Here is a 20,944-nt window from a genome sequence, read left to right as displayed (position 1 = left end):
TAGTAGGTGTATATATGGTTGAAATTTTATTGCCAAAGAAGTCTCGTTTAAAGCAAGGAAAAACTTGGGAAGCTCCTTCTAATATAAGTAATTTACGCGAATATCGTATTTATCGATGGAATCCAGACGAAGGAGGAAATCCTTCTATTGATACTTATTATGTTGATTTAGATGATTGTGGACCTATGGTTCTTGATGGTCTTTTATATATAAAGAATAAGATTGATCCTACATTGACTTTACGTCGTTCATGTAGAGAGGGTATTTGTGGATCTTGTGGCATGAATATAGATTGCACTAATACTTTAGCTTGTATCAAAGATATGAATTCAGTTAAAGGTGTAATAAAGATATATCCACTCCCGCACATGTCTGTTGTTAAGGATTTAGTTGTTGATATGTCTCATTTTTATGCACAACATCGTTCAATTGATCCTTGGCTTAAAACTGTTTCTCCAAAACCATCTAAGGAGATACTACAAAGTCATGTTGATCGTCAGAAATTAGATGGTCTTTATGAATGTGTTATGTGTGCCTGTTGTTCTACTTCTTGTCCAAGTTATTGGTGGAATAGTGATAGATATCTTGGCCCTGCGGTATTGTTACAGGCGTATCGTTGGTTGGTCGATTCTCGAGATGAGGAAAAAGGCGATCGTCTTGATGATTTAGAAGATCCTTTCCGTCTATATCGCTGCCATACGATTATGAATTGTGCTCAAAGTTGTCCTAAAGGTCTCAATCCTGCTAAGGCGATTTCGAAAATAAAGATGTTGATGTTAGATCGTAAAATATAATAATATAATTATGTATTTTTTTATTATTTTGATATAGTTTTTAGTTATGATGTGTTATTAGTTTTATTTATTTAGATATAGGAATATGATATATGCAATACTGCAGGTTTTTTTTATTGTTTTGTTGCATAACATTATCTTCCGGCTGTATTAATTTAGAATATTTTGATTTTTTTTCAAAAAAAAAACAAGGAGATGCTAATTTTCCTATAATTGAATCAGAAACTTTGCCGCCACCTGTTTCAGAATATGAATTGTCGAATGTAAAAAATATTCCTGTTCCATCAACTGATTATTATGCATTAAAGGTTTATATGATTGGTGCGTGGAAAATGTCTTATCAAGATACAGAATGTGATGTTATTTTGACGCTAACTAAATTTAAGAAAAATTTTAGAGGAACTTCACGAGATTGTTACGGTAAATTAGCATTATTATCTGCTTGGAATATAGTTGATGATCAACTTGAGCTTAAAAATTTTCGTGGTGATAATATAATTGTTTTAGACAAAATAGATGATCAACACTTTGAGGGGCGATTTAGTGGTAAAGATGAAACAGTTTATCTCGTTCGAAAGGTATAAAATATTTTATATTCCAATATTTACTTTGTTGTATAACTAAATGTCAATTCGTTTTGTCAGTAGTAAACTGTTATTGTTAGTTCAGAATAGAAAATTAAAATACAGTTCTGAACAGCATAGGGTAGCAACTTCTTTTGATCGTCTTTTAACTGATCTTCATAAACAAGCTGATAAAAGTATTTTTGAATTTTTTTCTAGGTTATGGCGTTATTTTACAGGTAAGAATGTCTTTATTAAGGGCATTTATCTGTACGGTGGTGTTGGCCAGGGAAAGAGCATGATGATGAATATTTTTTTTTCTTTGGCTTGTGTAGAAAAAAAACGTAAAATTCACTTTTATGAATTTATGAAAGATGTTCATTGTAGACTTAACGAGCATCGCAATAAAATTGAATCAGGTAGATCAAAAGAATATGACCCAATACCATTGGTAGCACATTCCATTGCTATGGAATCAAAATTATTATGCTTTGATGAATTTATGGTAACAAATATTGCTGATGCTGTTATTTTATCCCGTCTATTTACTGAATTATTTGCGGCTGGTTGTATTTTGGTTTTAACTTCTAATGTTAAACCAGATAATCTTTATAAAGATGAAATTAATGGTGATTTTTTTGCTTCATTTATTAATCTTTTAAAAGATAAGATGGAAGTTATTTCATTAGAATCAGAAACAGACTATCGTCGAGAAAAACATTCTTTTTTTCCTACTTATATTAGTCCATTAAATTCCTATACATCAGAACTTATGGATAAATTATGGTTTTATATAATTGGAGATAATCCATCTATTTCTTTAGATATTACTGCTAAAGGAGGATATAATATTCATGTTCCTTTCTCCTCTGGTAAAGTATCTAGATTTTCTTTTTTTGATCTTTGTGATAAAGCATTTTCTGCTAGTGATTTTATGGAAATTGCCGATAGATTTAATATAATATTTATAGATAATGTTCCATTTTTTGATGGTGATAGACGCGATTGGATTAAACGTTTTATTATGCTTATAGATGTTTTTTATGAGAATAAGGTTTGTTTGATAATGTCATCTGAAATAGGTATAGAAAAATTTTTTTCTAACCGTTTAGGATTGGATGAGTTTGAATTTAGGAGAACTGTTTCACGTTTGTTTGAGATGTTTAGTGTAAAATATATAAAAAATCATAAAAATGTAATAGATGCTTGTAAGTTTTTGTTATCAAGTTAATTGATATATTATTTTTAAATGATATATAGCCTATAAATTAGATATGTTGCCTTTATATAGATAGGGAAGGATTATTAATAATGTCGAATAAGATTGCTCTTATAGGATCTGGAATGATAGGAGGGACGATGGCACATCTTGCATCTCTCAAAGAGCTTGGAGATCTAGTTTTGCTTGATATAGTTGATAGTATGCCACGTGGTAAAGCTCTCGATATTTCAGAATCTGCTCCTGTTGAATGTTTTGATGCTAATTTATATGGAACAAACGACTATTCTGATATTGCTGACGCAGATGTTTGTATTGTTACAGCTGGTATTCCGCGTAAACCTTCTATGAGCCGTGATGATTTGCTATCTGATAATTTAAATTCTATTGAAAAGGTAGCTGCTGGTATACGAAAGTATGCACCTAATTCTTTTGTTATTTGTATTACTAATCCTCTTGATGCAATGGTATGGGCTTTGCAGAAATTTTCTGGTTTGCCAAGCCATATGGTTGTAGGTATGGCTGGAGTTCTAGATTCAGCTAGGTTCAGATATTTCTTAGCACAGGAATTTAATGTTTCCGTTGAAGCTGTTACAGCTCTTGTTTTGGGTAGTCATGGAGATTCGATGATTCCCATGTTAAAATATGCTACTGTATCTGGCATTCCCGTTCTTGATCTTGTAAAACTTGGTTGGACTACGCAGGAAAAAATTGACCAAATTGTGCAGAGAACTCGTGATGGTGGGGCGGAAATTGTAGGATTGCTTGGATCTGGTTCAGCGTATTATGCTCCAGCTTCTTCTGCTATAGCAATGGCTGAGTCATATCTTAAAAATAAAAGGAATGTTTTACCATGTGCAGCTCGTCTTTCAGGGCAATATGGTGTTGATGGGTTTTATGTTGGTGTTCCTGTAGTTATTGGTCGTGGAGGTGTTGAAAAGATAATTGAATTGGATCTTTCTTCTGATGAAAAAACCGCTTTTGAAAAATCGGTAAAAGCTACTGTTGGTTTATGTAATACTTGTACTAAATTTGTGCCTAGTCTAGTATAATTTTTTTATGGGAATAGTGATTTTAATATGGATATTCACGAGTATCAAGCTAAGAGTTTGTTAAAAAGATATGGTGTTCCAGTTGCTGAAGGAGTTTTAGTCTCATCTGTCGAAGAAGCTAACTTGAGGGTCAAAGATCTTCCTGGCCCTTTGTATGTTGTCAAAAGTCAAATTCATGCTGGAGGGCGTGGTAAAGGTAAATTTAAAGAACTACCTTCTAATTTTAGAGGTGGAGTTAGAATTGAGAAATCTATTGAATCTGTTATTGATGATTGTCGTGAGATGATAGGTTCTACTCTTGTTACAAAACAAACAGGAGATAGCGGCAAGAAAGTTAATTTTTTATATATTGAGGATGGAGCTGATATTGTTCAAGAGCTTTATCTTTCATTATTGATAGAAAGATCATCTGGTAAAATTTGTTTTATTGCTTCTAGCCAAGGTGGTATGGATATTGAAGAGGTTGCTAAAACTTGTCCGCAAAATATCCATAAGATAACCATTGATATCATCAAAGGTATAACTTCTAAAGATATTACTGATTTATGCTATGCCCTTAATTTGAAAGATCAAGCTCGTATTGATGCTGAGAATCTTTTTCCTTGCCTTTACAAGGCTTTTTATGAAAAGGATATGAGCCTTTTGGAAATTAATCCTTTGATTATTATGAAAAATGGGCACCTGAGAGTTTTGGATGCTAAGGTTTCTTTTGATGATAATGCATTATATAGGCATCCAGATATTCTTGAATTACGTGATTTATCTGAAGAGAATGATAGAGAGATAGAGGCAAAAAAACACGATCTTTCTTATATAGCTCTTGATGGGAATATAGGCTGTATGGTTAATGGAGCTGGTTTAGCTATGGCAACCATGGATATCATTAAACATTATGGCGGGAATCCGGCTAATTTTCTTGACGTTGGTGGTGGGGCAGATCAAGATAAAGTTGCTTCGGCTTTTAAGATTATAACGTTAGATCCTTCTGTAAAAGGTATATTGATCAATATATTCGGTGGAATTATGAGATGTGATGTTTTAGTTAGAGGAATTTTATCTGCTATCAAGGAAGTAGGTATAGATATTCCTCTTGTTGTTCGTCTTGAAGGAGCTAATGTAGATATTGGTAATAAATTAATAATGGATAGTGGGTTGAATGTTATCACAGCAACTGATTTAGATGATGCTGCTAAAAAAATAGTTAATTCAGTTAAAGGAGGTTAAAAGCTGTGTCTATCTTAATTGATAAGAATACTAAGGTAATTGTCCAAGGTTTAACAGGTAAAGCCGGAACTTTTCATACTGAACAATCCATTATTTATTGTAAAACTCAAATTGTTGGAGGTATACATCCTTCTAAGGGTGGATCTTATTGGTCTGGTGCAAATAGCAAGGTTCCTGTTTTTTCATCAGTTATAGAGGCAAAAGAGCGCACAGGTGCCAATGCTTCTGTTATATATGTTCCGCCTAGTGGTGCGTGTAATGCTATAATTGAATCTATTGAGGCAAATATTCCTTTAATTATTTGCATTACTGAAGGTATTCCTGTTTTGGATATGGTTCGAGTAAAGGCTCGTCTTGAGAATTCTTCTTCTCGTCTTATTGGGCCTAACTGTCCTGGATTATTGACACCTGAAGAGTGTAAGATAGGTATTATGCCTGGCTCTATTTTTCGCAAAGGATCTGTAGGTATTTTATCTCGTTCTGGGACTCTTACTTATGAAGCTGTATTGCAAACAACTCAGGAAGGTTTGGGGCAAAGTACTGCCGTTGGTATTGGTGGTGATCCTATAAAGGGAACAGAGTTTACTGATATTCTTGAATTGTTTTTATCTGATGATGATACTAAATCAATTATTATGGTTGGTGAGATTGGTGGAACAGCAGAAGAAGAGGCTGCTCAGTTTTTAAAAGATGAGTTTAAGTGTGGACATAAAAAGCCAGTTGTTGGATTTATTTCTGGATTAACAGCGCCTCCTGGTCGTACTATGGGTCATGCTGGAGCGGTTGTATCGGCTGGGAAAGGAGGAGCTGAAGATAAAATAGCTGCTATGCAAGAAGCAGGTATTCGTATGGCATCTTCTCCTGCTAGTATTGGTAGAACTCTCACAGAGCTTTTAAATAGTTTATAGTTTTGTTATACTGACGTTTTTATGGATTAAGAGATTAAGAATTAAGAAATTTATTTTTAGTAAGAATGAAAGAAATGAATGGTGCAGAGTAATTTAAATAAAAATTTTTCTTTTGCTTCTTTTTTAGACGGCGCAAATTTATCTTATATTGAAGATTTATATATCAGTTATAAAGATGATCCGTTTAGTGTTTGTAAAGATTGGTATCCTTTTTTTTTATTTCTTGACGATAAATCTGGTAATTGTGATAGTTTAGAAGAAAGTATTGCTTGTTTTTTAAAAGAAACAGAGGTGGCTAACCAAGTTTTTTCTGATGAAAAAAAAGATTGCGATTTTAATCGTGTCTCAAATAATGAACAACCATTGAAAGATTATTTTAATATGATGAGAATGGTTGATGCATACCGTTCTCTAGGTCATTTAAATTCTAATCTTGATCCATTAAACAATTACAAGCGCGTAAAATTACAAGAGTTATCTCCTTCTTATTATGGTTTTACTGAACAAGATTATAATCGCAAGATTGATATGCAAGGAGTATTAGGCCTTGGTATTACTACTATTAATGAAGTTTTAAAGCTACTTTTACGTTTATATTGCGCAAATATAGGTGTAGAGTTTATGCATATAGTTAATCTTGAAGAAAGGGATTGGATAAGAAGTTCTATTGAAAAATATAATTTCTCTTCTATTCTTTCAATAGAAGAGAAAAAATCTATTTTAGATAAGTTAATTGAAGCAGAAGGCTTTGAAAAGTTTATTGATATTAAATATAAAGGTGCAAAACGTTTTGGTGCAGATGGATCTGAATCAATTATCCCTGCCATAGAAGAAGTTATTATACAAGGAGTGAAGCACGGATCTGAAGAGATTGTTTTAGGAATGGCTCATCGAGGTCGTCTTAATGTCTTATCTCAGATAATGAATAAGCCGGCGCGTGCTATATTTTATGAATTTAAGGGTGAATATAATGGAGACGCAAGTTATTCAGGAGATGTTAAGTATCATTTAGGTGCTTTTTGTAAGCGTGATTTTTTTGGGAAAGAAGTTAAATTATCGTTGAGCAATAATCCTTCACACCTTGAATTTGTTGATCCCGTTGTGATTGGAAGTGTGCGTGCCAAACAAGATATTATAGGATCATTATCTGGAGAAGATAATGTTTCATTGGTAAATCGATCAAAGGTTTTACCGATTATTATTCATGGTGATTCTTCTTTTGCTGGTCAAGGAGTTGTATATGAAACTTTTGAATTATCTGGTTTATTTGGATATACTGTCGCAGGGAGTGTTCATATAATTATTAATAATCAGATAGGATTTACTACTAATCCTTCTTCAGCTCGTTCTTGTCATTATCCTTCAGATGTTGCTAAAGCTATGGATATTCCTGTTTTTCATGTTAATGGGGATGATCCAGAAGCTGTTATTCGTGTTATAAGAATAGCAACGCTATTTCGTATGAAATTTCATAAATCAGTTATGGTTGATATGTTTTGTTATCGCCGTTTTGGTCATAATGAAGGAGATGAGCCGTCTTTTACTCAACCTAAAATGTATCAAAAAATACGTTCACATAAATCTGTTCTTCGTCAATATGCTGATAAGTTAATATCTGAAAATGTGATTTCTGAAAATGATTTAAGTGCCTTGAATGCTAATTGGCGTTCTCATCTAGAAAGTGAATTTAAGGAGATAGATGGTTATACTCCTCAAAAAGTAGATATTAAATCTAATCATTCTTCTAATATAATTAATAGTGTTAGTGGTAGGGATCCTAATGATACTTCTGTCTCTATAGATATACTTAAAGATATAGGTTATAAGATTTCTTCTATTCCAAAGACTTTTAAGGCGCATAAGATTATTCAACGTCTTATGGAAAATCGCAGAAAAATGATAGATAAATGTGAGGGGATTGATTGGGCTATGGCTGAAGCTTTAGCTTTTGGTTCTCTTTGTAATGAGGGGTATAAGGTTCGCTTATCGGGACAGGATTGTGAACGGGGTACATTTTCGCATCGTCATGCGGCTTTATATGATCAGGAAACAGAATCGCGATATCTTTCCCTATCTCATATATCAGATAATCAGGGTCATTGTGAAATTGTTAATTCTTTTCTATCTGAACAAGCTGTTTTAGGATTTGAATATGGTTATTCCTTGGAGAACCCAAATTGTCTTACTATATGGGAAGCACAATTTGGTGATTTTGCTAATGGTGCACAGGTTATATTAGATCAATTTGTTTCTTCTGGTGAACAAAAATGGTCACGCTGTTCTAATCTTGTCTGTTTGTTGCCACATGGATACGAAGGTCAGGGCCCAGAACATTCTTCTGCTAGATTTGAGAGATTTTTGCAAATGTGTGCAGAAAATAATATGCGTGTTGCTAATTGTACTTCTCCTGCCAACTATTTTCATATTTTACGTCGTCAGATTTACTCTGATTCAGTCAAGCCTTTGATATTAATGACTCCAAAGTCTTTATTGAGACATAAGAGAGTTATCTCTTCTCTATCCGCGATGGATTGTGGAAGTTCTTTTAGTCCTATATTATTAGAGGATGAATATAATATTTTAAAACTTGTAGATGATTCTAAGATTCGTCGTGTTATACTTTGTACAGGAAAGGTATATTATGATGTTTTAGAAAATCGTGATTCTAGAAATATTTCAGATATTTATCTGTTGCGCATTGAACAATTATATCCATTTCCATTTGATGATTTGGTAAAAGTTCTTTCGCGTTTTGTAAAGGCTGAGATGGTTTGGTGTCAAGAAGAGCCTAAGAATATGGGTGCATGGAATTTTATTGAACCTTATTTAGAAAAGGTACTTAAGTCTGTTGGATCTAGTTATTCTCGTTTTCGTTATGTTGGGCGTCCAGAATCAGCATCTACAGCTGTAGGTAATATATCGCGTCATCTATCACAGTTATCTGTTTTTATTAAGGAAGCTCTAGATAATTAGAAAATACTTGTATTATTTGCAATTTATTGTTTAGAAAATGAAAGTTGATGTTATGGCTACAAAAATTTTAGTTCCCTCTTTAGGGGAGTCTGTACAAGAGGCAACAGTTGGTTCTTGGCTTAAGAAGATTGGTGATATTGTAGAAATTGGTGAACCCTTATTGGAGCTTGAAACCGATAAGGTTACTATTGAAGTTCCTTCTCCTATCTCGGGCAAGTTGACTGAAATTTCTGTTTCAGAAGGTGAGATAATATCTCCTGGCGGATTCCTGGGATTTGTTTCTGAAAATTCAGAATATGAGCCTACATCTGCGAAAAAATCAGTTTCTTCTACTTCGAATAATATCTCCGAACAAACTAAAAAAGATGAATATCGTATGCCTCAATCTCCATCAGCTGCTAAGTTGATTGAGGAAGCAGGTTTATCTCCCTCTGATATCAATGGTACAGGAAAAAGAGGGCAAATACTTAAATCAGATGTTGTTTCTGTAATTAATAATTCTACTGAATCTATATCTAATAAGGTAAAATCCTTTTCATCTGAACAGGGAAGTATTTCGATTAATAATTATCCTGATAAACAAAATTCTCTCGGAGAAGAGCGTGTTAAGATGTCTCGTCTTCGTCATACTGTTGCTAAGCGTCTAAAAGATGCTCAAAATACTGCAGCTATTCTGACTACTTATAATGAAATTAATATGTCTCGTATAATTTCTATTCGTGCACAATATAAGGATCTTTTTGAGAAAAAGCATGGTATAAAATTAGGTTTTATGGGATTTTTTACTAAAGCTGTATGTCATGCTCTTCAAGAAATTAAAATTATTAATGCGGCAATTGATGATGATTACATCATTTATAATAAATATTGCCATATTGGTGTAGCAGTTGGCACGGATAAGGGGCTTGTTGTTCCTGTTTTACGTCATGCTGATCAAATGTCTATTGTAGAAATTGAAAAAGAAATTAATCGTCTAGGAAAAACCGCTCGTTCAGGTCAGCTATCGATGCAAGATTTACAAGGAGGTACATTTACTATCTCTAATGGTGGTGTCTATGGATCTCTTTTATCTTCACCAATACTTAATCCTCCGCAGTCAGGTATTCTTGGAATGCATAAGATTCAAGAAAGGCCTATTGTAGAAAATGGGCAGATAGTAGCTCGTCCTATGATGTATATTGCTATGTCTTATGATCATCGTATAGTTGATGGTAAGGAAGCTGTTACATTTTTAGTTCGTATTAAAGAATTGCTTGAGGATCCTGAGAGATTTATATTAAATATTTAAAGATATAGAGGTTGTTCATTAAATTTTTGATAGTTATTGTTTTTTATTGTTGCTTGATATCCCATTAAATTGCAATATTTACGCAATTGATACTGGTTTATTTTTTAGTTGCTTATTGAATTATTTTAAAATTTAATCATATGAAAGCGAGAATGTTGATGATGTATGATCTTGTTGTGATAGGAGCAGGTCCAGCGGGTTATGCTTGTGCGATAAAGGCTGCTCAGCTAAAAAACAAAGTTGCCATAATTGAAAAAGAAAAAACTTATGGTGGAACTTGCTTGAATATTGGTTGCATTCCTTCAAAAGCATTACTTCATTCATCGGAAGTTTATTCGCATGTTTCTAAAGGAATGGATGATATGGGAATAATCATTCCATCTACTAGATTGAATTTAGAAAAGATGATGCTTTATAAAAAATCTGTGGTGCAAGCGAATGTTAAGGGAATAGATTTTCTTTTAAAGAAAAATAAAATTTCTACTTATCATGGGATAGCGAAAATTATTTCTTCAAGTAAAATTTCTGTTTGTAATGAAGGTTTGGAAAAAATTATAGAAGCCAAAAATATTGTCGTTGCGACTGGGTCAAATGCATCTGTTATACCTGGACTATCGATTAATTTAGATGAGGATGATGTAATTGTATCTTCTACAGGTGCTTTATCATTTAGTTCTGTGCCGAAAAATTTATTGGTTATAGGGGCAGGGGTTATTGGTTTGGAATTAGGATCTGTTTGGATGCGCCTTGGTTCTAAAGTCACTGTTATTGAACATTCTGATATTCTGTTAAATGGTGTAGATAAGGAGGTTTCAAAACAGTTTTTAAGTATTATATCTAAACAGGGTATGGATTTAAGGTTTGGATTGAAAGTTATTTCCATTAATAAAATTAAGAATAAGGCGAAAGTTATCTGTGAATCTGTTGCAGATGGTAAACGTGTAGAATTTGAATCTGATGCTGTTTTGGTTGCTACAGGTCGTAAGCCATATACCTCAGGTCTTGGTTTGGGAGATCTAGGAATAAAGGTTGATTCTCGTGGATTCATAGAAATAGGAGATGTTTTTCAGACCTCTGTTCCAAATATTTATGCTATTGGAGATGTCGTTCGTGGTCCGATGTTGGCTCATAAATCTGAGGATGAAGGAATTGCTGTAGCTGAGATTATTTCTGGACAAAGAGGGCATGTTAATTATTCGGTGATTCCTAGTGTAGTTTATACAAATCCTGAAATTGCTTCAGTGGGAAAGACTGAGGAGCAGTTGATATTTGAGAATAAATCTTATAAAGTGGGAAAGTTTCCCTTTAGTGCTAATGGCAGAGCTCGTGCTATAAATTCTATTGATGGTTTTGTCAAAATACTTGCAGATAAGAATACTGATCGAGTAGAAGGAGTGCATATTATTGGTGTTGGAGCTGGAGAACTTATACATGAGGCAGTTGTTTTAATGGAGTTCGGAGGTTCTTCTGAGGATCTTGCTCGTATTTGTCATGCTCATCCAACTATGTCAGAAGCTGTAAGAGAGGCAGCGTTGGCTAACTTTGATAGGCCAATTCACATGTAATTAATTTTGATATTCGTAATACATATGTAAAGATATGCCACGATTATTTTTTTAAAATACGAGTATATTTTGCTATGTTTTATCTTATTAAATAATAATATATAGAAAAGAGTAAATATAATGGAATCTCTTCATATGAAGAGAAATGCTGCCCGACAAGCGATTCAGTATGTTGAGGATGGTATGATTTTAGGAATGGGAACAGGAACAACCTCCAAGGAATTCATGCTTTTGCTTGCTCAAAAGATTATGGATGGCTTGAGTGTTGAGGCTGTTGCAACTTCTGTAGATACAGAGAATTTCTGTAAAAAAAATAATATTCCTTTGTTATCAATTGAAGATGTATCTTGTATTGATCTAAGTATAGATGGCTTCGATGAGGTAGATTTTCGCTTACGTTTTATTAAAGGATATGGTGGGGCTCTATTACGTGAAAAGATAATAGCTAATGCCTCTTCTCGTGTAATATTTATTGGAGATGAGAGCAAAATATCTAATCCTATTGGTCAAGGGATTCTACCAATAGAAATTGATCAATTTGGAATTAAAGCAACAATTTCTGCTCTTAAAAAATTGGCATTTCAGTTTGGATTAAATGAAAAATTTCTTTTGCGTCGCAATGGCTCTGATTTATTCGTTAGTGACGGAGGTAATTATATTATTGATGCTTATTTCGGATTTATCCCTGATCCAGGATTTATTTCTGATGCATTATATGCTATACCTGGAGTTGTTGAACATGGCATGTTTATAGGTATGGCTGAGTGCGCTATAGTTGGAATGTACGATGGTACATGTTCTATATTAAAAGCATAATAAATAAAATATAGGGGGATATATATTACATGTATTTTTGTTGTTTTATTTATTGGATTATTTTTGTTATAGGGTTTATTAGGTTATCTATCATCTGTTATATAAGATGCCTTAATAACGATATAATTTAATATATTTTCTTATTGAATTTAGTGTTTTTTGTTTATATGGATTAGCAGTAACGTATTATTAGAATAATATTCTTTAATCATCTGTTTTTTATGATATAAGTCATATTAGTTAATAATACTTTAGATAGAGTAATAGTATTATTTTTCTCTTAAGATATATTAGAATTAAGAGGTTTTTTATGCCTGGTTACGATTATGATATGCTTGTGATAGGTGCTGGATCTGCTGGCGTTCGCGCTGCACGTTTAGCTGCAAAAATTGGAAAAAAAGTTGCAATTTGTGAAGAATATCGAGTTGGGGGCACTTGTGTAATAAGGGGATGTGTTCCTAAAAAATTGATGTTTTATGCGTCTCAATATTCTGATCATTTTGAGGATGCAAAAGGTTTTGGATGGAGTATTAATCATATCAATTTTGATTGGAATTATTTTATTTCTGCACAAAATAGGGAACTTGCTCGTCTTGAATCTTTTTATGCTCGTCTTTTAGACGACACAGGTGTTTCCTTATTTAAAAGTAAAGCGATTATTAGTTCTCCTCATTCTGTTTATCTTTCAAATATGGATCGTACCGTTACAGCTAACTATATTGTTATCGCGACAGGTGGATTACCAAATCGAATTGATTTTGAAGGTTGTGATCTTTGTATTACTTCAGAGGATATTTTCTCTCTAGAAAGTTTACCTCATTCTATCTTGATTATAGGCGGTGGATATATAGCTATTGAATTCGCATGTATATTGAATTCCTTAGGTTCAAAGGTAACTTTAATTACTCGTAGCAATAGTATTCTTTCCAATTTTGATTCAGATATTACAGATGGATTGACCGATATTATGATATCTAAAGGAATTAGAATCATTAACAATGATACAATTGATAGTGTGATTAGAGAAAGTGGGAAATTAAAAGGAGTTCTTAAATCTGGAGAGATTATATTTGCTGATCAAATTATGCTTGCAATAGGTCGTATTCCTCGCACTATGAATATAGGAATTGAAAAATTGGGAATAGATATGTCAAATGGAGCTATTATTACGGATAATTATTCTCGTACTAATGTTAAGTCAATTTTTGCTCTTGGTGATGTTACTGGTAGAATTCAGTTAACACCTGTGGCTATACATGCCGCTGCTTGTTTTATTGAAACAGAATTTAAAGGCAATCCAACTGTTCCTGATTACGATTTAATCCCTACTGCAATTTTTTCTCATCCAGAGATTGGTTCTGTTGGATTAACAGAGAAAGATGCTGCAAATAAGTTCAACAGGCTGGAAGTATATAAAGTAAAATATTATCCTATGAAATCAGCTCTTTCTAAACGTTCTGAAAGTTCAATAATTAAAATTATTGTAAACGTTGATGATCGTAAAGTTATTGGAGTGCATATACTTGGTAATGAAGCTAGTGAGATTATTCAGGTTTTGGGAATTTGTTTGAAAGCCGGATGTACAAAAGATGATTTTGATCGGTGTATGGCATTACATCCTACTTCATCGGAAGAATTGGTAACAATGTATCACCCAACTTATTTTATAGAAAACGGAATAAGAAAAGATCCTTCTTAAAAATTCACTTGATATCATAATTAAAAAATCGTTTTATACTAAAGTTTAGATTCCGCAAATGATATCATAAAGCTAAACTAAAGTAGAATTGATAAATAACAATGCATACTGATTATATTCTATAATTACCTAAGATATTGAACACTGCTTTTAAAATATTTATATCTTAAATAGTATTAAAATATTTATATCTTAAATAGTATTAAAATATTTATATCTTAAATAGTATATGATATGATCATAATATCAATTACAAATATAAAAAATTATATGACGTTTTTTCCCAAGAGAAAGTTTGAAAATTCCATCATCATTGCAATCTTTCATACCAATATTCATATTTTCATCAGAAATTACTTCGTTATTTATTTTTATAGCATTGCTTCTTATATGTCGACGTGCTTCAGTATTTGAAGATGCAAAACCTGCTCTTACAATAACATTCAAAATCCCTATAGTTTTTTCTAACTCATTTTTTGAAATAGATAATTTAGGCATATTGTGAGAATTTATACCCATATCAAATACTTCTGTAGCTGTAGCTGCAACTTGTTCTGCTGCAGATCTTCCATGTACTATTGCTGTAATCTCTGTTGCTAATATTTTTTTTGCCTCATTTATTTCCTTACCTTTTAATTTTGATATCTTATCAATTTCGGACATTGGTAAGGTTGTAACAATTTTTAAAAAACGTACAACATCATTATCTTCTACATTACGCCAATATTGCCAAAAATCGTATACAGTTGTCATTTTACTATTAAGCCAAATTGCTCCTTTTTCTGTTTTTCCCATTTTTGTACCAGAAGAAGTAGTTAAAAGGGGAGAGGTAAGTGCAAACAACTTTTCCATTTCTAAGCGGGCGCCCAGATCAATACCAGATATAATATTACACCATTGGTCTGATCCTCCTACCTGTAGACGGCAATTATAATTTTTTGCAAGCTCTACGAAGTCATAAGCTTGTAAAATCATGTAATTGAACTCAAGGAAAGATAACGATTGTTCACGTTTCAAGCGTAGCGCCACAGAATCAAATGAAAGCATACGATTAACTGAAATATGACTACCAATATCACGTAATAAATCTATATATTTAATTTCTGACAACCAATCTGAATTATTTACCATTAAAGCATCGGTAGGGCCGTTTCCATATTTTAAAAATCTTGAGAATATGTCTTTAATAGCTAAAGTGTTCTTTTTAATTTCTTCGGAACCCAACATTACTCTGCTATCATTTTTAAAAGATGGATCACCTATCATGCTGGTTGTGCCACCCATTAGAGAAATAGGCCTATGACCTGTCTTTTGCAGCCAATGAAGTATCATTAGCTGAGTTAAATGACCGGCATGTAAAGAAAGGGCTGTTAAGTCATATCCAATATATGCTGTTACTATTGTTTTGCAAAATAGATCATCAAGCTCTTGAGGATTAGATATTTGATAAATTAATCCTCTCTCAGAAAGGGTTCTAAGAAAATCAGATTTAAATTCAGACATAGACAATAATTCCGTTATTATAAATGTTACTTTTATAAAAAATATCATTTCTAGCATTAATAATAAAATAAGGATATAATTTCATATATACTAATGATAGATCTTGCTAAGATTAAATCTATTAATATATTAGCTCATTATATTTGAAAACCAAATACCTATCCCTAAATATTCCTTAAGAGCGATTGCAGTAATATTAAAATTGATAATTGAAGGGATAAAGCTATACTTAACATTAATATAGTCTGCACGAGAGGCTATCGTATTAATCCCTAAATTTTTAAAATACAATTGACTACGCTGTAAATGATATGCAGAAGACACTAGTATTATGTTGGTTTTTGATTTATCACCCATAATTGATTTTATTATAGGAAGAGATAGTTTTGCATTTTGAAATGTATTCAATGATTTTGTTTCAAGTTTAATGTCTTTTTTATCTATTCCTACTTCTAATAATTTTTCACCATATACATCAGCTTCTGATATACCATGTTTTTGTGGATCTCCACCACTGATTATAATTGTACAATTTTTGCGATTTTGTTTGCATAATCTATAAAGTCGGATTGTTTCAAAAATTCTAGAATAAGATTGAGGAGAAGGATCTACCTTAATTATAGGATTTTCTTTGATAGTAGTTGTACCATTGCCAAGTAAAATAATTATGTTCTCTTCTTTTAACTCAGAAAATAATAGATTATCTTTATATTGATATTGTAAGTTGTTGATTAGTAGTGACGGTATAGGGCCGCATCCAATGCAAACAATTAAAAGAGTAACAAAGCTAAAGGGCAACCAACTTATCGTAGTATTTTTCATTAAATAAAAATAATATAAGATAACCAATATTGATAAAATAGGAAATAATATCATTGTTATTCCTATTAATATTTTTTTTATAGTTAGTAGATCATTTGGCATATTTAAATCAAGTTTTTATAAATTAAAACACTTTATTTAATGATTATTTTAGAATTAATATAATATGGAAAATATTTATATATATATTCGTTATACAACTAAATATTTTATATTATTATATGTGCACTAATTGCAAGATATAATCTTATATAGTAAATAAAAAATTTATACTATTGAGTATTTAAATATTTACTATAGTAAAAAATCATCAAAAAAGCTTGAAGTGAGTTTTTTATAAGCAAAAAAACAAATATTTTAATTTTTTTGTTGCAACATTCTCGACCATAGCAATACAAGTGTGTCTAACAATTTTAAAAAACACCTTAACTTAATTTCATGAAAAGCAATAACTTCCTCTGCGCTGACCCTTGTTGATTTGCAATATGCACTGTTAATCTTGTAGGTAATAGCTCAGTTTGACCTGATTCTAATTGAATAGCCTGAATCAATTTCGTAGATCTAACCCAGCAGATCCTTCTGTCGCATAATTTGGCAACGGAAATTTATTTCCTACACGAGGATCAAGAATTTTAATGTCTATTTTTTTCTTCACAACGTTGAAGTATCTCATCGAGTAAACGCTGACCAAGCTCTAATTTATGGCTATGTGGTAAATGTATCTCTTTATCTTCCCAAAATAAATTCAAGGCATTGCTTTCTGAATTAAACCCATGATCAGCTAATGAAACATCATTTGCACAAATGAGATCCAGATTTTTTTGGGTAAGCTTATTACGGGCATATTCTTCTAAATTTTGTATTTCTGCTGCAAATCCAACGACATAAGGACGATTTTTAGTCAATTTACCAACACTTGCCACAATATCAGGATTTTTTACCAATGTCAGAGTAATTTCATCTGCCTGCTTTTTAATTTTTTCTTTTGTAAACTCTTTTGGTCGATAATCAGTAACTGCGGCACATCCAATAAAAATATCTTGTTTGTCAATTATATTATGTACTTGACTATACATTTCCAACGCGCTGACAACATTAATACGTTTAACGCCTGCAGGTGTTGGTAAATTAACTGGACCGGTAATAAGTGTTACATTAGCTCCTCGTTTTGCAGCAGCTTGTCCTATCGCAAAACCCATTTTCCCTGAACTATGATTAGTCACAAAACGAACGGGATCAATTTCTTCTTTTGTTGGTCCCGCAGTAATTGCTAAATGCAGGTTTACCATATCTAGCTTATGCTGAAAACTATTCTTAGCTAATTCAACAATAGCCAACGGCTCTAACATTCGACCAGGGCCAACATCACCACAAGCTTGACTACCTTCATCTGGGCCCCAAACTAAAACATGGAGTTCTTTAAGTATTGCAATATTTTTCTGAGTAATATTAGCGCGATACATTTGCTGATTCATTGCCGGTACGACAGCTATTTTTGCCTTTGAAGCTAAACAGACATTTGTTAATAAATCATTAGCCATACCAACGGATAAACGAGCCAGCAAATCTGCAGTTGCAGGCGCTAAAATAATTAAATCTGCCCATTTAGCTAATTCAATATGACCCATTGCAGCCTCTGCGGCAGGATCCAATAAATCATCTGCAACTGAATAGCCCGAAACAGCCTGTAGCGTCAACGGTGTAATGAAAGATTTGGCGGCATTCGTCATTACCACACGTACAATTGCACCATGGTCACGCAAACGACGAACTAATTCTGGTGTTTTATAAGCAGCGATACCACCACCAATGCCAAGTACGATATGTTTACCTGTAAGTTCTGCCATCATATATATCCAAATTCAAGTGATGAGTCTACTGATATTACCATAAGCTGAAGTTTAGGTGATAGTACCATCAATTTTTATCTATAAAAAAACTTTTTTGCAAAAAGCTACGCAACTAAGCTAGAAAATTTTTGCTTATATTTTGGCATGCTGTAAACTGTCAAAGCTACAAGGAAATAGACAGGAAAAACATATGGACGAAATAAATTATGCACTTCAACCTAGAGAAAAGCTTTTATCTTATGGGGCATCATAATTAATTGATCAAGAGCTTTTGGCCATTTTTATTCGCACATGATTTCTTGGATTTCCGGTTTTAATATTGGCTGAAAACTTATAAAAAGAATTTGGCTCGTTGCACAAACTATTAACTGCTGATTATCAACAATTTTCAGCGCACAAGGGATTAGGACTTTGTAAGTATTAACAATTAAAAGCGATTAGTGAAGTCGATAAACGATTCTTTACACAACAAATTATTAATCAAAGTATTATGAGAAGTCTTGCGTTGTTGAAGCAAAATAAGATCAGGACAGCACGTCAAGTAAACGAAATCGTGCTGTTTGGAACAGCAAATTTATAAGCCAAGGTTCTTTGGTCGATATTTAACCAAAGTGGAATCCCGCCATGGGTAGGTAAGTAGAGATCTTCGAGCTCAGTTTTATTAAAAGAGTTATTAATCTCCTGAGCAAGTTCAGCCCTAAGCTTTTTTGTTCATTAATCGATTTTAGGATAGTTTGGAGGCGCTCGTTTAATTAACGTAAGTAACTAAACGTGTTTCAATTTTACGTAGCTGGTTATAGTAAAACGAGTTAATAAATTGAGTTATTCATTAGATTTTAGACTAAAAGTCCTTTTTTTTTAAATATTTATTCTTCTATTATTTTTGATTCTGAAGGAAGTTTTTCAATAAATTATAAATATCCTGTTTTTCCTTGTACGAATTATTATGGGCTGTCTAATTCTTTATTTGGCTCTGATAGTTTTGTTACTATGTTGTCTACTTTTCTTAGTTATCGTTTTCGTGATGAGGTACAGCATTATAAATAAACCATTTATAATGCTGAGACCAAGGAAGATCATTTGCTTTATCTTGATTTTGGTTAAAAGATTACCAGGTTTTTGAAGCGTTTACGATTCAATACTGGTAAGCATTTGCGTTATCTTATTACTTATGAGGCACATGCCAGTGGTAAGCCTCATGCTCATATGTTAATTCACCTGTTCGTTTCTTAAGAGACGATCGAGCTGGAGCAAGGTACGTCTATAAGTAATTGCTCAAGAAGGAAGCGAAAGGCAGAGTTAGGATCTCTTCTTCCTTTCACTACGGATCGAAGAACCGTGCCCTAGGGCACTCTGGCATCGGCACGAAAGTGACGGAGTCCCCGTGACCACATTTATCATTTATGGGGGAGGGGATTATCATTGACTTCTATCCCCCAGTTGCTTGAACCTAGTTCTTAGATTATTTTCAAGAATTGAAAATTCCTTAGTGGGTAATAGTATCCCTTTGCTTTTTTTGGATCATATAATGACCTTAGATTATGATATTCTTTTTCTATCTTTATTTTGTTTGGAAGAGCCTTTGTAAGTTTTTCTCTGTGTTGTTTGCCTATTTCTAATATTTTTATTTTTTCTTCTAGTGGGCAATTAAGTATTGCACACTTAGTGTTATATTTTTCGTCTATTATATTCATATATTTTTCTGCTACATTTTTTTTAGAGTTTTTAGAGTAGAGTTCTTTTTTTGATTCTTAAATTTTTGATTAATTATGTCTTTAGCTGTTCAAAGTTTTGATTCTTTCCTTTAGATTTAATTTTTTAGCTTATGGTATTCCTCAGCAGATAGATGAGGTTATTAAGCGTTGGTATGACGATTTAACTCGTCAGATACTCGTTGGAAAGGAAGAGACTGCAAGTGGTGTCGTCGTACTATTTCTAGATTGGAGATGTTAGATGTTGTTGTATAATATTTTCAGGATTTTGATCTTGTTACTGCTATGGATAATTATTTATGGGATGAAGTTACCGATAGGTATATTGGAACTTTTGGTGATTTTGCTAAGCGCATTTCTAAAAGACCTGATTAATATTAATCCTATAGGTGTTGATGCTGGTTCTTATGCATATAAGAAGCTTACTGGAAAGGATAAACCATTTAGTTCATCTCAGGTTATTGCTGGCATTGATAATGTTTATAATTATTAAAACGTCGATAGCCAGAAGCCCTATTAGGATAATAGGTCCTAAAATTAGAACGTCCATAACTACGACTACCGTAGTAAGGACGTCTATAAGTGGAAAAACGCCTATTAAAAGGGCGTCTAGACATTCTATATGCCATTAAACAGTCTCCTTTAATTTACGGGAACAAAAAACAAATGCCTTAATCATAAGATCAGGGCGATAGCCCTTCCTACGAAGACGACGAACAAGCTCAGAATGCAAATAAATACGAGGACTAAGCTTACTAATAAAACCGGCTTGATTAAAAAAAGCACGGCGAACAAACTTATAATACTCACGCCTAATACGCTCTTCACGCTTATGTTCATCTAAAACCTCAGAAGGCCAATGAACACCGTCTGCAAAACGGTGTAAGTCACCTTGAGCAAGCTCAATATCATAATCCTCCAAAGCAGCACGTTGAAGCCTATTCAAACGTGCCATA

19 protein-coding genes are annotated in these 20,944 nt (G+C 32.8%); 13 read left to right on the top strand and 6 right to left on the bottom strand.

Annotation, left to right across the window (positions count from 1 at the left end; all coding sequences use genetic code 11):
• Nucleotides 1-14: 14 nt before the first annotated feature.
• The 11 genes from LAM_RS03770 to gorA all read left to right on the top strand — a co-directional run bounded on the left by LAM_RS03770 (nucleotide 15) and on the right by gorA (nucleotide 14,101).
• Nucleotides 15-794, top strand: a complete 780-nt coding sequence (locus LAM_RS03770; RefSeq protein ID WP_007557300.1) for a succinate dehydrogenase iron-sulfur subunit — start codon at nucleotides 15-17, stop codon at nucleotides 792-794.
• 116 nt (nucleotides 795-910) lie between these two features.
• Nucleotides 911-1,378: an AprI/Inh family metalloprotease inhibitor gene (locus tag LAM_RS03765; RefSeq protein ID WP_240532040.1), complete on the top strand. Its 468-nt coding sequence runs from the start codon at nucleotides 911-913 to the stop codon at nucleotides 1,376-1,378.
• Between the two features lie 40 nt (nucleotides 1,379-1,418).
• Nucleotides 1,419-2,588 carry a cell division protein ZapE gene (zapE, locus tag LAM_RS03760; protein ID WP_051050881.1) on the top strand — a complete coding sequence of 390 codons (1,170 nt, stop codon included), beginning with the start codon at nucleotides 1,419-1,421 and terminating at the stop codon, nucleotides 2,586-2,588.
• A 77-nt stretch (nucleotides 2,589-2,665) separates the two neighbouring features.
• Complete coding sequence (gene mdh, locus LAM_RS03755) at nucleotides 2,666-3,628, top strand: malate dehydrogenase (RefSeq protein WP_144079413.1); 963 nt, start codon at nucleotides 2,666-2,668, stop codon at nucleotides 3,626-3,628.
• 27 nt (nucleotides 3,629-3,655) lie between these two features.
• Nucleotides 3,656-4,852 carry an ADP-forming succinate--CoA ligase subunit beta gene (gene sucC / locus LAM_RS03750; protein ID WP_007557305.1) on the top strand — a complete coding sequence of 399 codons (1,197 nt, stop codon included), beginning with the start codon at nucleotides 3,656-3,658 and terminating at the stop codon, nucleotides 4,850-4,852.
• A gap of 5 nt (nucleotides 4,853-4,857) precedes the next feature.
• Nucleotides 4,858-5,760, top strand: coding sequence for a succinate--CoA ligase subunit alpha (gene sucD / locus LAM_RS03745; RefSeq protein WP_007557306.1), 903 nt, complete (start codon nucleotides 4,858-4,860; stop codon nucleotides 5,758-5,760).
• Nucleotides 5,761-5,838: 78 nt separating this feature from the next.
• Complete coding sequence (locus LAM_RS03740; RefSeq protein ID WP_007557307.1) at nucleotides 5,839-8,733, top strand: 2-oxoglutarate dehydrogenase E1 component; 2,895 nt, start codon at nucleotides 5,839-5,841, stop codon at nucleotides 8,731-8,733.
• A 52-nt stretch (nucleotides 8,734-8,785) separates the two neighbouring features.
• Nucleotides 8,786-10,021 (top strand): 2-oxoglutarate dehydrogenase complex dihydrolipoyllysine-residue succinyltransferase, encoded by a 1,236-nt coding sequence (odhB, locus tag LAM_RS03735; protein WP_040055901.1) that lies wholly within the window; start codon nucleotides 8,786-8,788, stop codon nucleotides 10,019-10,021.
• A gap of 158 nt (nucleotides 10,022-10,179) precedes the next feature.
• Nucleotides 10,180-11,586, top strand: a complete 1,407-nt coding sequence (gene lpdA, locus LAM_RS03730; protein ID WP_007557309.1) for a dihydrolipoyl dehydrogenase — start codon at nucleotides 10,180-10,182, stop codon at nucleotides 11,584-11,586.
• Between the two features lie 120 nt (nucleotides 11,587-11,706).
• Nucleotides 11,707-12,402 (top strand): ribose-5-phosphate isomerase RpiA, encoded by a 696-nt coding sequence (gene rpiA, locus LAM_RS03725; RefSeq protein WP_007557310.1) that lies wholly within the window; start codon nucleotides 11,707-11,709, stop codon nucleotides 12,400-12,402.
• A 310-nt stretch (nucleotides 12,403-12,712) separates the two neighbouring features.
• Nucleotides 12,713-14,101, top strand: coding sequence for a glutathione-disulfide reductase (gorA, locus tag LAM_RS03720; protein WP_007557311.1), 1,389 nt, complete (start codon nucleotides 12,713-12,715; stop codon nucleotides 14,099-14,101).
• Between the two features lie 246 nt (nucleotides 14,102-14,347).
• On the opposite strand, the gene tyrS is transcribed toward gorA, so the two are convergent.
• From tyrS to LAM_RS03695, 4 genes are all read right to left on the bottom strand, one after another.
• Nucleotides 14,348-15,604 carry a tyrosine--tRNA ligase gene (gene tyrS, locus LAM_RS03715; protein WP_007557312.1) on the bottom strand — a complete coding sequence of 419 codons (1,257 nt, stop codon included), beginning with the start codon at nucleotides 15,602-15,604 and terminating at the stop codon, nucleotides 14,348-14,350.
• 129 nt (nucleotides 15,605-15,733) lie between these two features.
• The gene (locus LAM_RS03710) at nucleotides 15,734-16,480 is read right to left on the bottom strand and encodes a YdcF family protein (RefSeq protein ID WP_007557313.1); all 747 of its coding nucleotides are present in this window, start codon (nucleotides 16,478-16,480) and stop codon (nucleotides 15,734-15,736) included.
• Nucleotides 16,481-17,058: 578 nt separating this feature from the next.
• Nucleotides 17,059-18,273 carry a bifunctional phosphopantothenoylcysteine decarboxylase/phosphopantothenate--cysteine ligase CoaBC gene (coaBC, locus tag LAM_RS03700; RefSeq protein WP_007557316.1) on the bottom strand — a complete coding sequence of 405 codons (1,215 nt, stop codon included), beginning with the start codon at nucleotides 18,271-18,273 and terminating at the stop codon, nucleotides 17,059-17,061.
• 1,460 nt (nucleotides 18,274-19,733) lie between these two features.
• Entirely contained in the window at nucleotides 19,734-19,970 is a 237-nt protein-coding gene (locus tag LAM_RS03695; RefSeq protein WP_007557317.1) for a hypothetical protein, read from the bottom strand.
• Nucleotides 19,971-20,067: 97 nt separating this feature from the next.
• Here LAM_RS03695 and LAM_RS05415 point away from each other — a divergent pair, with 97 nt between their 5' ends.
• Complete coding sequence (locus LAM_RS05415; RefSeq protein WP_187287992.1) at nucleotides 20,068-20,229, top strand: hypothetical protein; 162 nt, start codon at nucleotides 20,068-20,070, stop codon at nucleotides 20,227-20,229.
• Between the two features lie 63 nt (nucleotides 20,230-20,292).
• Nucleotides 20,293-20,481 carry a hypothetical protein gene (locus tag LAM_RS03690; RefSeq protein ID WP_144079411.1) on the top strand — a complete coding sequence of 63 codons (189 nt, stop codon included), beginning with the start codon at nucleotides 20,293-20,295 and terminating at the stop codon, nucleotides 20,479-20,481.
• On the opposite strand, the gene LAM_RS05410 is transcribed toward LAM_RS03690, so the two are convergent.
• Together LAM_RS05410 and LAM_RS03685 are read right to left on the bottom strand one after the other, a co-directional pair.
• The gene (locus LAM_RS05410; protein ID WP_187287991.1) at nucleotides 20,447-20,617 is read right to left on the bottom strand and encodes a hypothetical protein; all 171 of its coding nucleotides are present in this window, start codon (nucleotides 20,615-20,617) and stop codon (nucleotides 20,447-20,449) included. The genes LAM_RS03690 and LAM_RS05410 overlap by 35 nt on opposite strands.
• Nucleotides 20,617-20,943 (bottom strand): hypothetical protein, encoded by a 327-nt coding sequence (locus LAM_RS03685; protein WP_007557319.1) that lies wholly within the window; start codon nucleotides 20,941-20,943, stop codon nucleotides 20,617-20,619. Before LAM_RS03685 ends, LAM_RS05410 begins: the two co-directional genes overlap by 1 nt.
• Nucleotide 20,944: the final 1 nt, after the last annotated feature.

Source organism: Candidatus Liberibacter americanus str. Sao Paulo, assembly GCF_000496595.1.
Lineage (GTDB): Bacteria > Pseudomonadota > Alphaproteobacteria > Rhizobiales > Rhizobiaceae > Liberibacter > Liberibacter americanus.
The sequence above is the reverse complement of the archived record's forward strand: the minus strand, read 5'-3'. Positions and strand labels throughout refer to the sequence as shown.

What these genes read in the sequence shown, in the direction of transcription:
- LAM_RS03695 (WP_007557317.1), bottom strand. Translation starts at nt 19,970, where the DNA reads ATGAATATAATAGACGAAAAATATAACACTAAGTGTGCAATACTTAAT.
- sucC (WP_007557305.1), top strand. Translation starts at nt 3,656, where the DNA reads ATGGATATTCACGAGTATCAAGCTAAGAGTTTGTTAAAAAGATATGGT.
- coaBC (WP_007557316.1), bottom strand. Translation starts at nt 18,273, where the DNA reads ATGGCAGAACTTACAGGTAAACATATCGTACTTGGCATTGGTGGTGGT.
- LAM_RS03770 (WP_007557300.1), top strand. Translation starts at nt 15, where the DNA reads ATGGTTGAAATTTTATTGCCAAAGAAGTCTCGTTTAAAGCAAGGAAAA.
- LAM_RS03690 (WP_144079411.1), top strand. Translation starts at nt 20,293, where the DNA reads ATGAAGTTACCGATAGGTATATTGGAACTTTTGGTGATTTTGCTAAGC.
- lpdA (WP_007557309.1), top strand. Translation starts at nt 10,180, where the DNA reads ATGATGTATGATCTTGTTGTGATAGGAGCAGGTCCAGCGGGTTATGCT.
- odhB (WP_040055901.1), top strand. Translation starts at nt 8,786, where the DNA reads ATGGCTACAAAAATTTTAGTTCCCTCTTTAGGGGAGTCTGTACAAGAG.
- LAM_RS03710 (WP_007557313.1), bottom strand. Translation starts at nt 16,480, where the DNA reads ATGATATTATTTCCTATTTTATCAATATTGGTTATCTTATATTATTTT.
- zapE (WP_051050881.1), top strand. Translation starts at nt 1,419, where the DNA reads ATGTCAATTCGTTTTGTCAGTAGTAAACTGTTATTGTTAGTTCAGAAT.
- tyrS (WP_007557312.1), bottom strand. Translation starts at nt 15,604, where the DNA reads ATGTCTGAATTTAAATCTGATTTTCTTAGAACCCTTTCTGAGAGAGGA.
- gorA (WP_007557311.1), top strand. Translation starts at nt 12,713, where the DNA reads ATGCCTGGTTACGATTATGATATGCTTGTGATAGGTGCTGGATCTGCT.
- rpiA (WP_007557310.1), top strand. Translation starts at nt 11,707, where the DNA reads ATGGAATCTCTTCATATGAAGAGAAATGCTGCCCGACAAGCGATTCAG.
- LAM_RS03685 (WP_007557319.1), bottom strand. Translation starts at nt 20,943, where the DNA reads ATGGCACGTTTGAATAGGCTTCAACGTGCTGCTTTGGAGGATTATGAT.
- LAM_RS05410 (WP_187287991.1), bottom strand. Translation starts at nt 20,617, where the DNA reads ATGGCATATAGAATGTCTAGACGCCCTTTTAATAGGCGTTTTTCCACT.
- LAM_RS03740 (WP_007557307.1), top strand. Translation starts at nt 5,839, where the DNA reads ATGGTGCAGAGTAATTTAAATAAAAATTTTTCTTTTGCTTCTTTTTTA.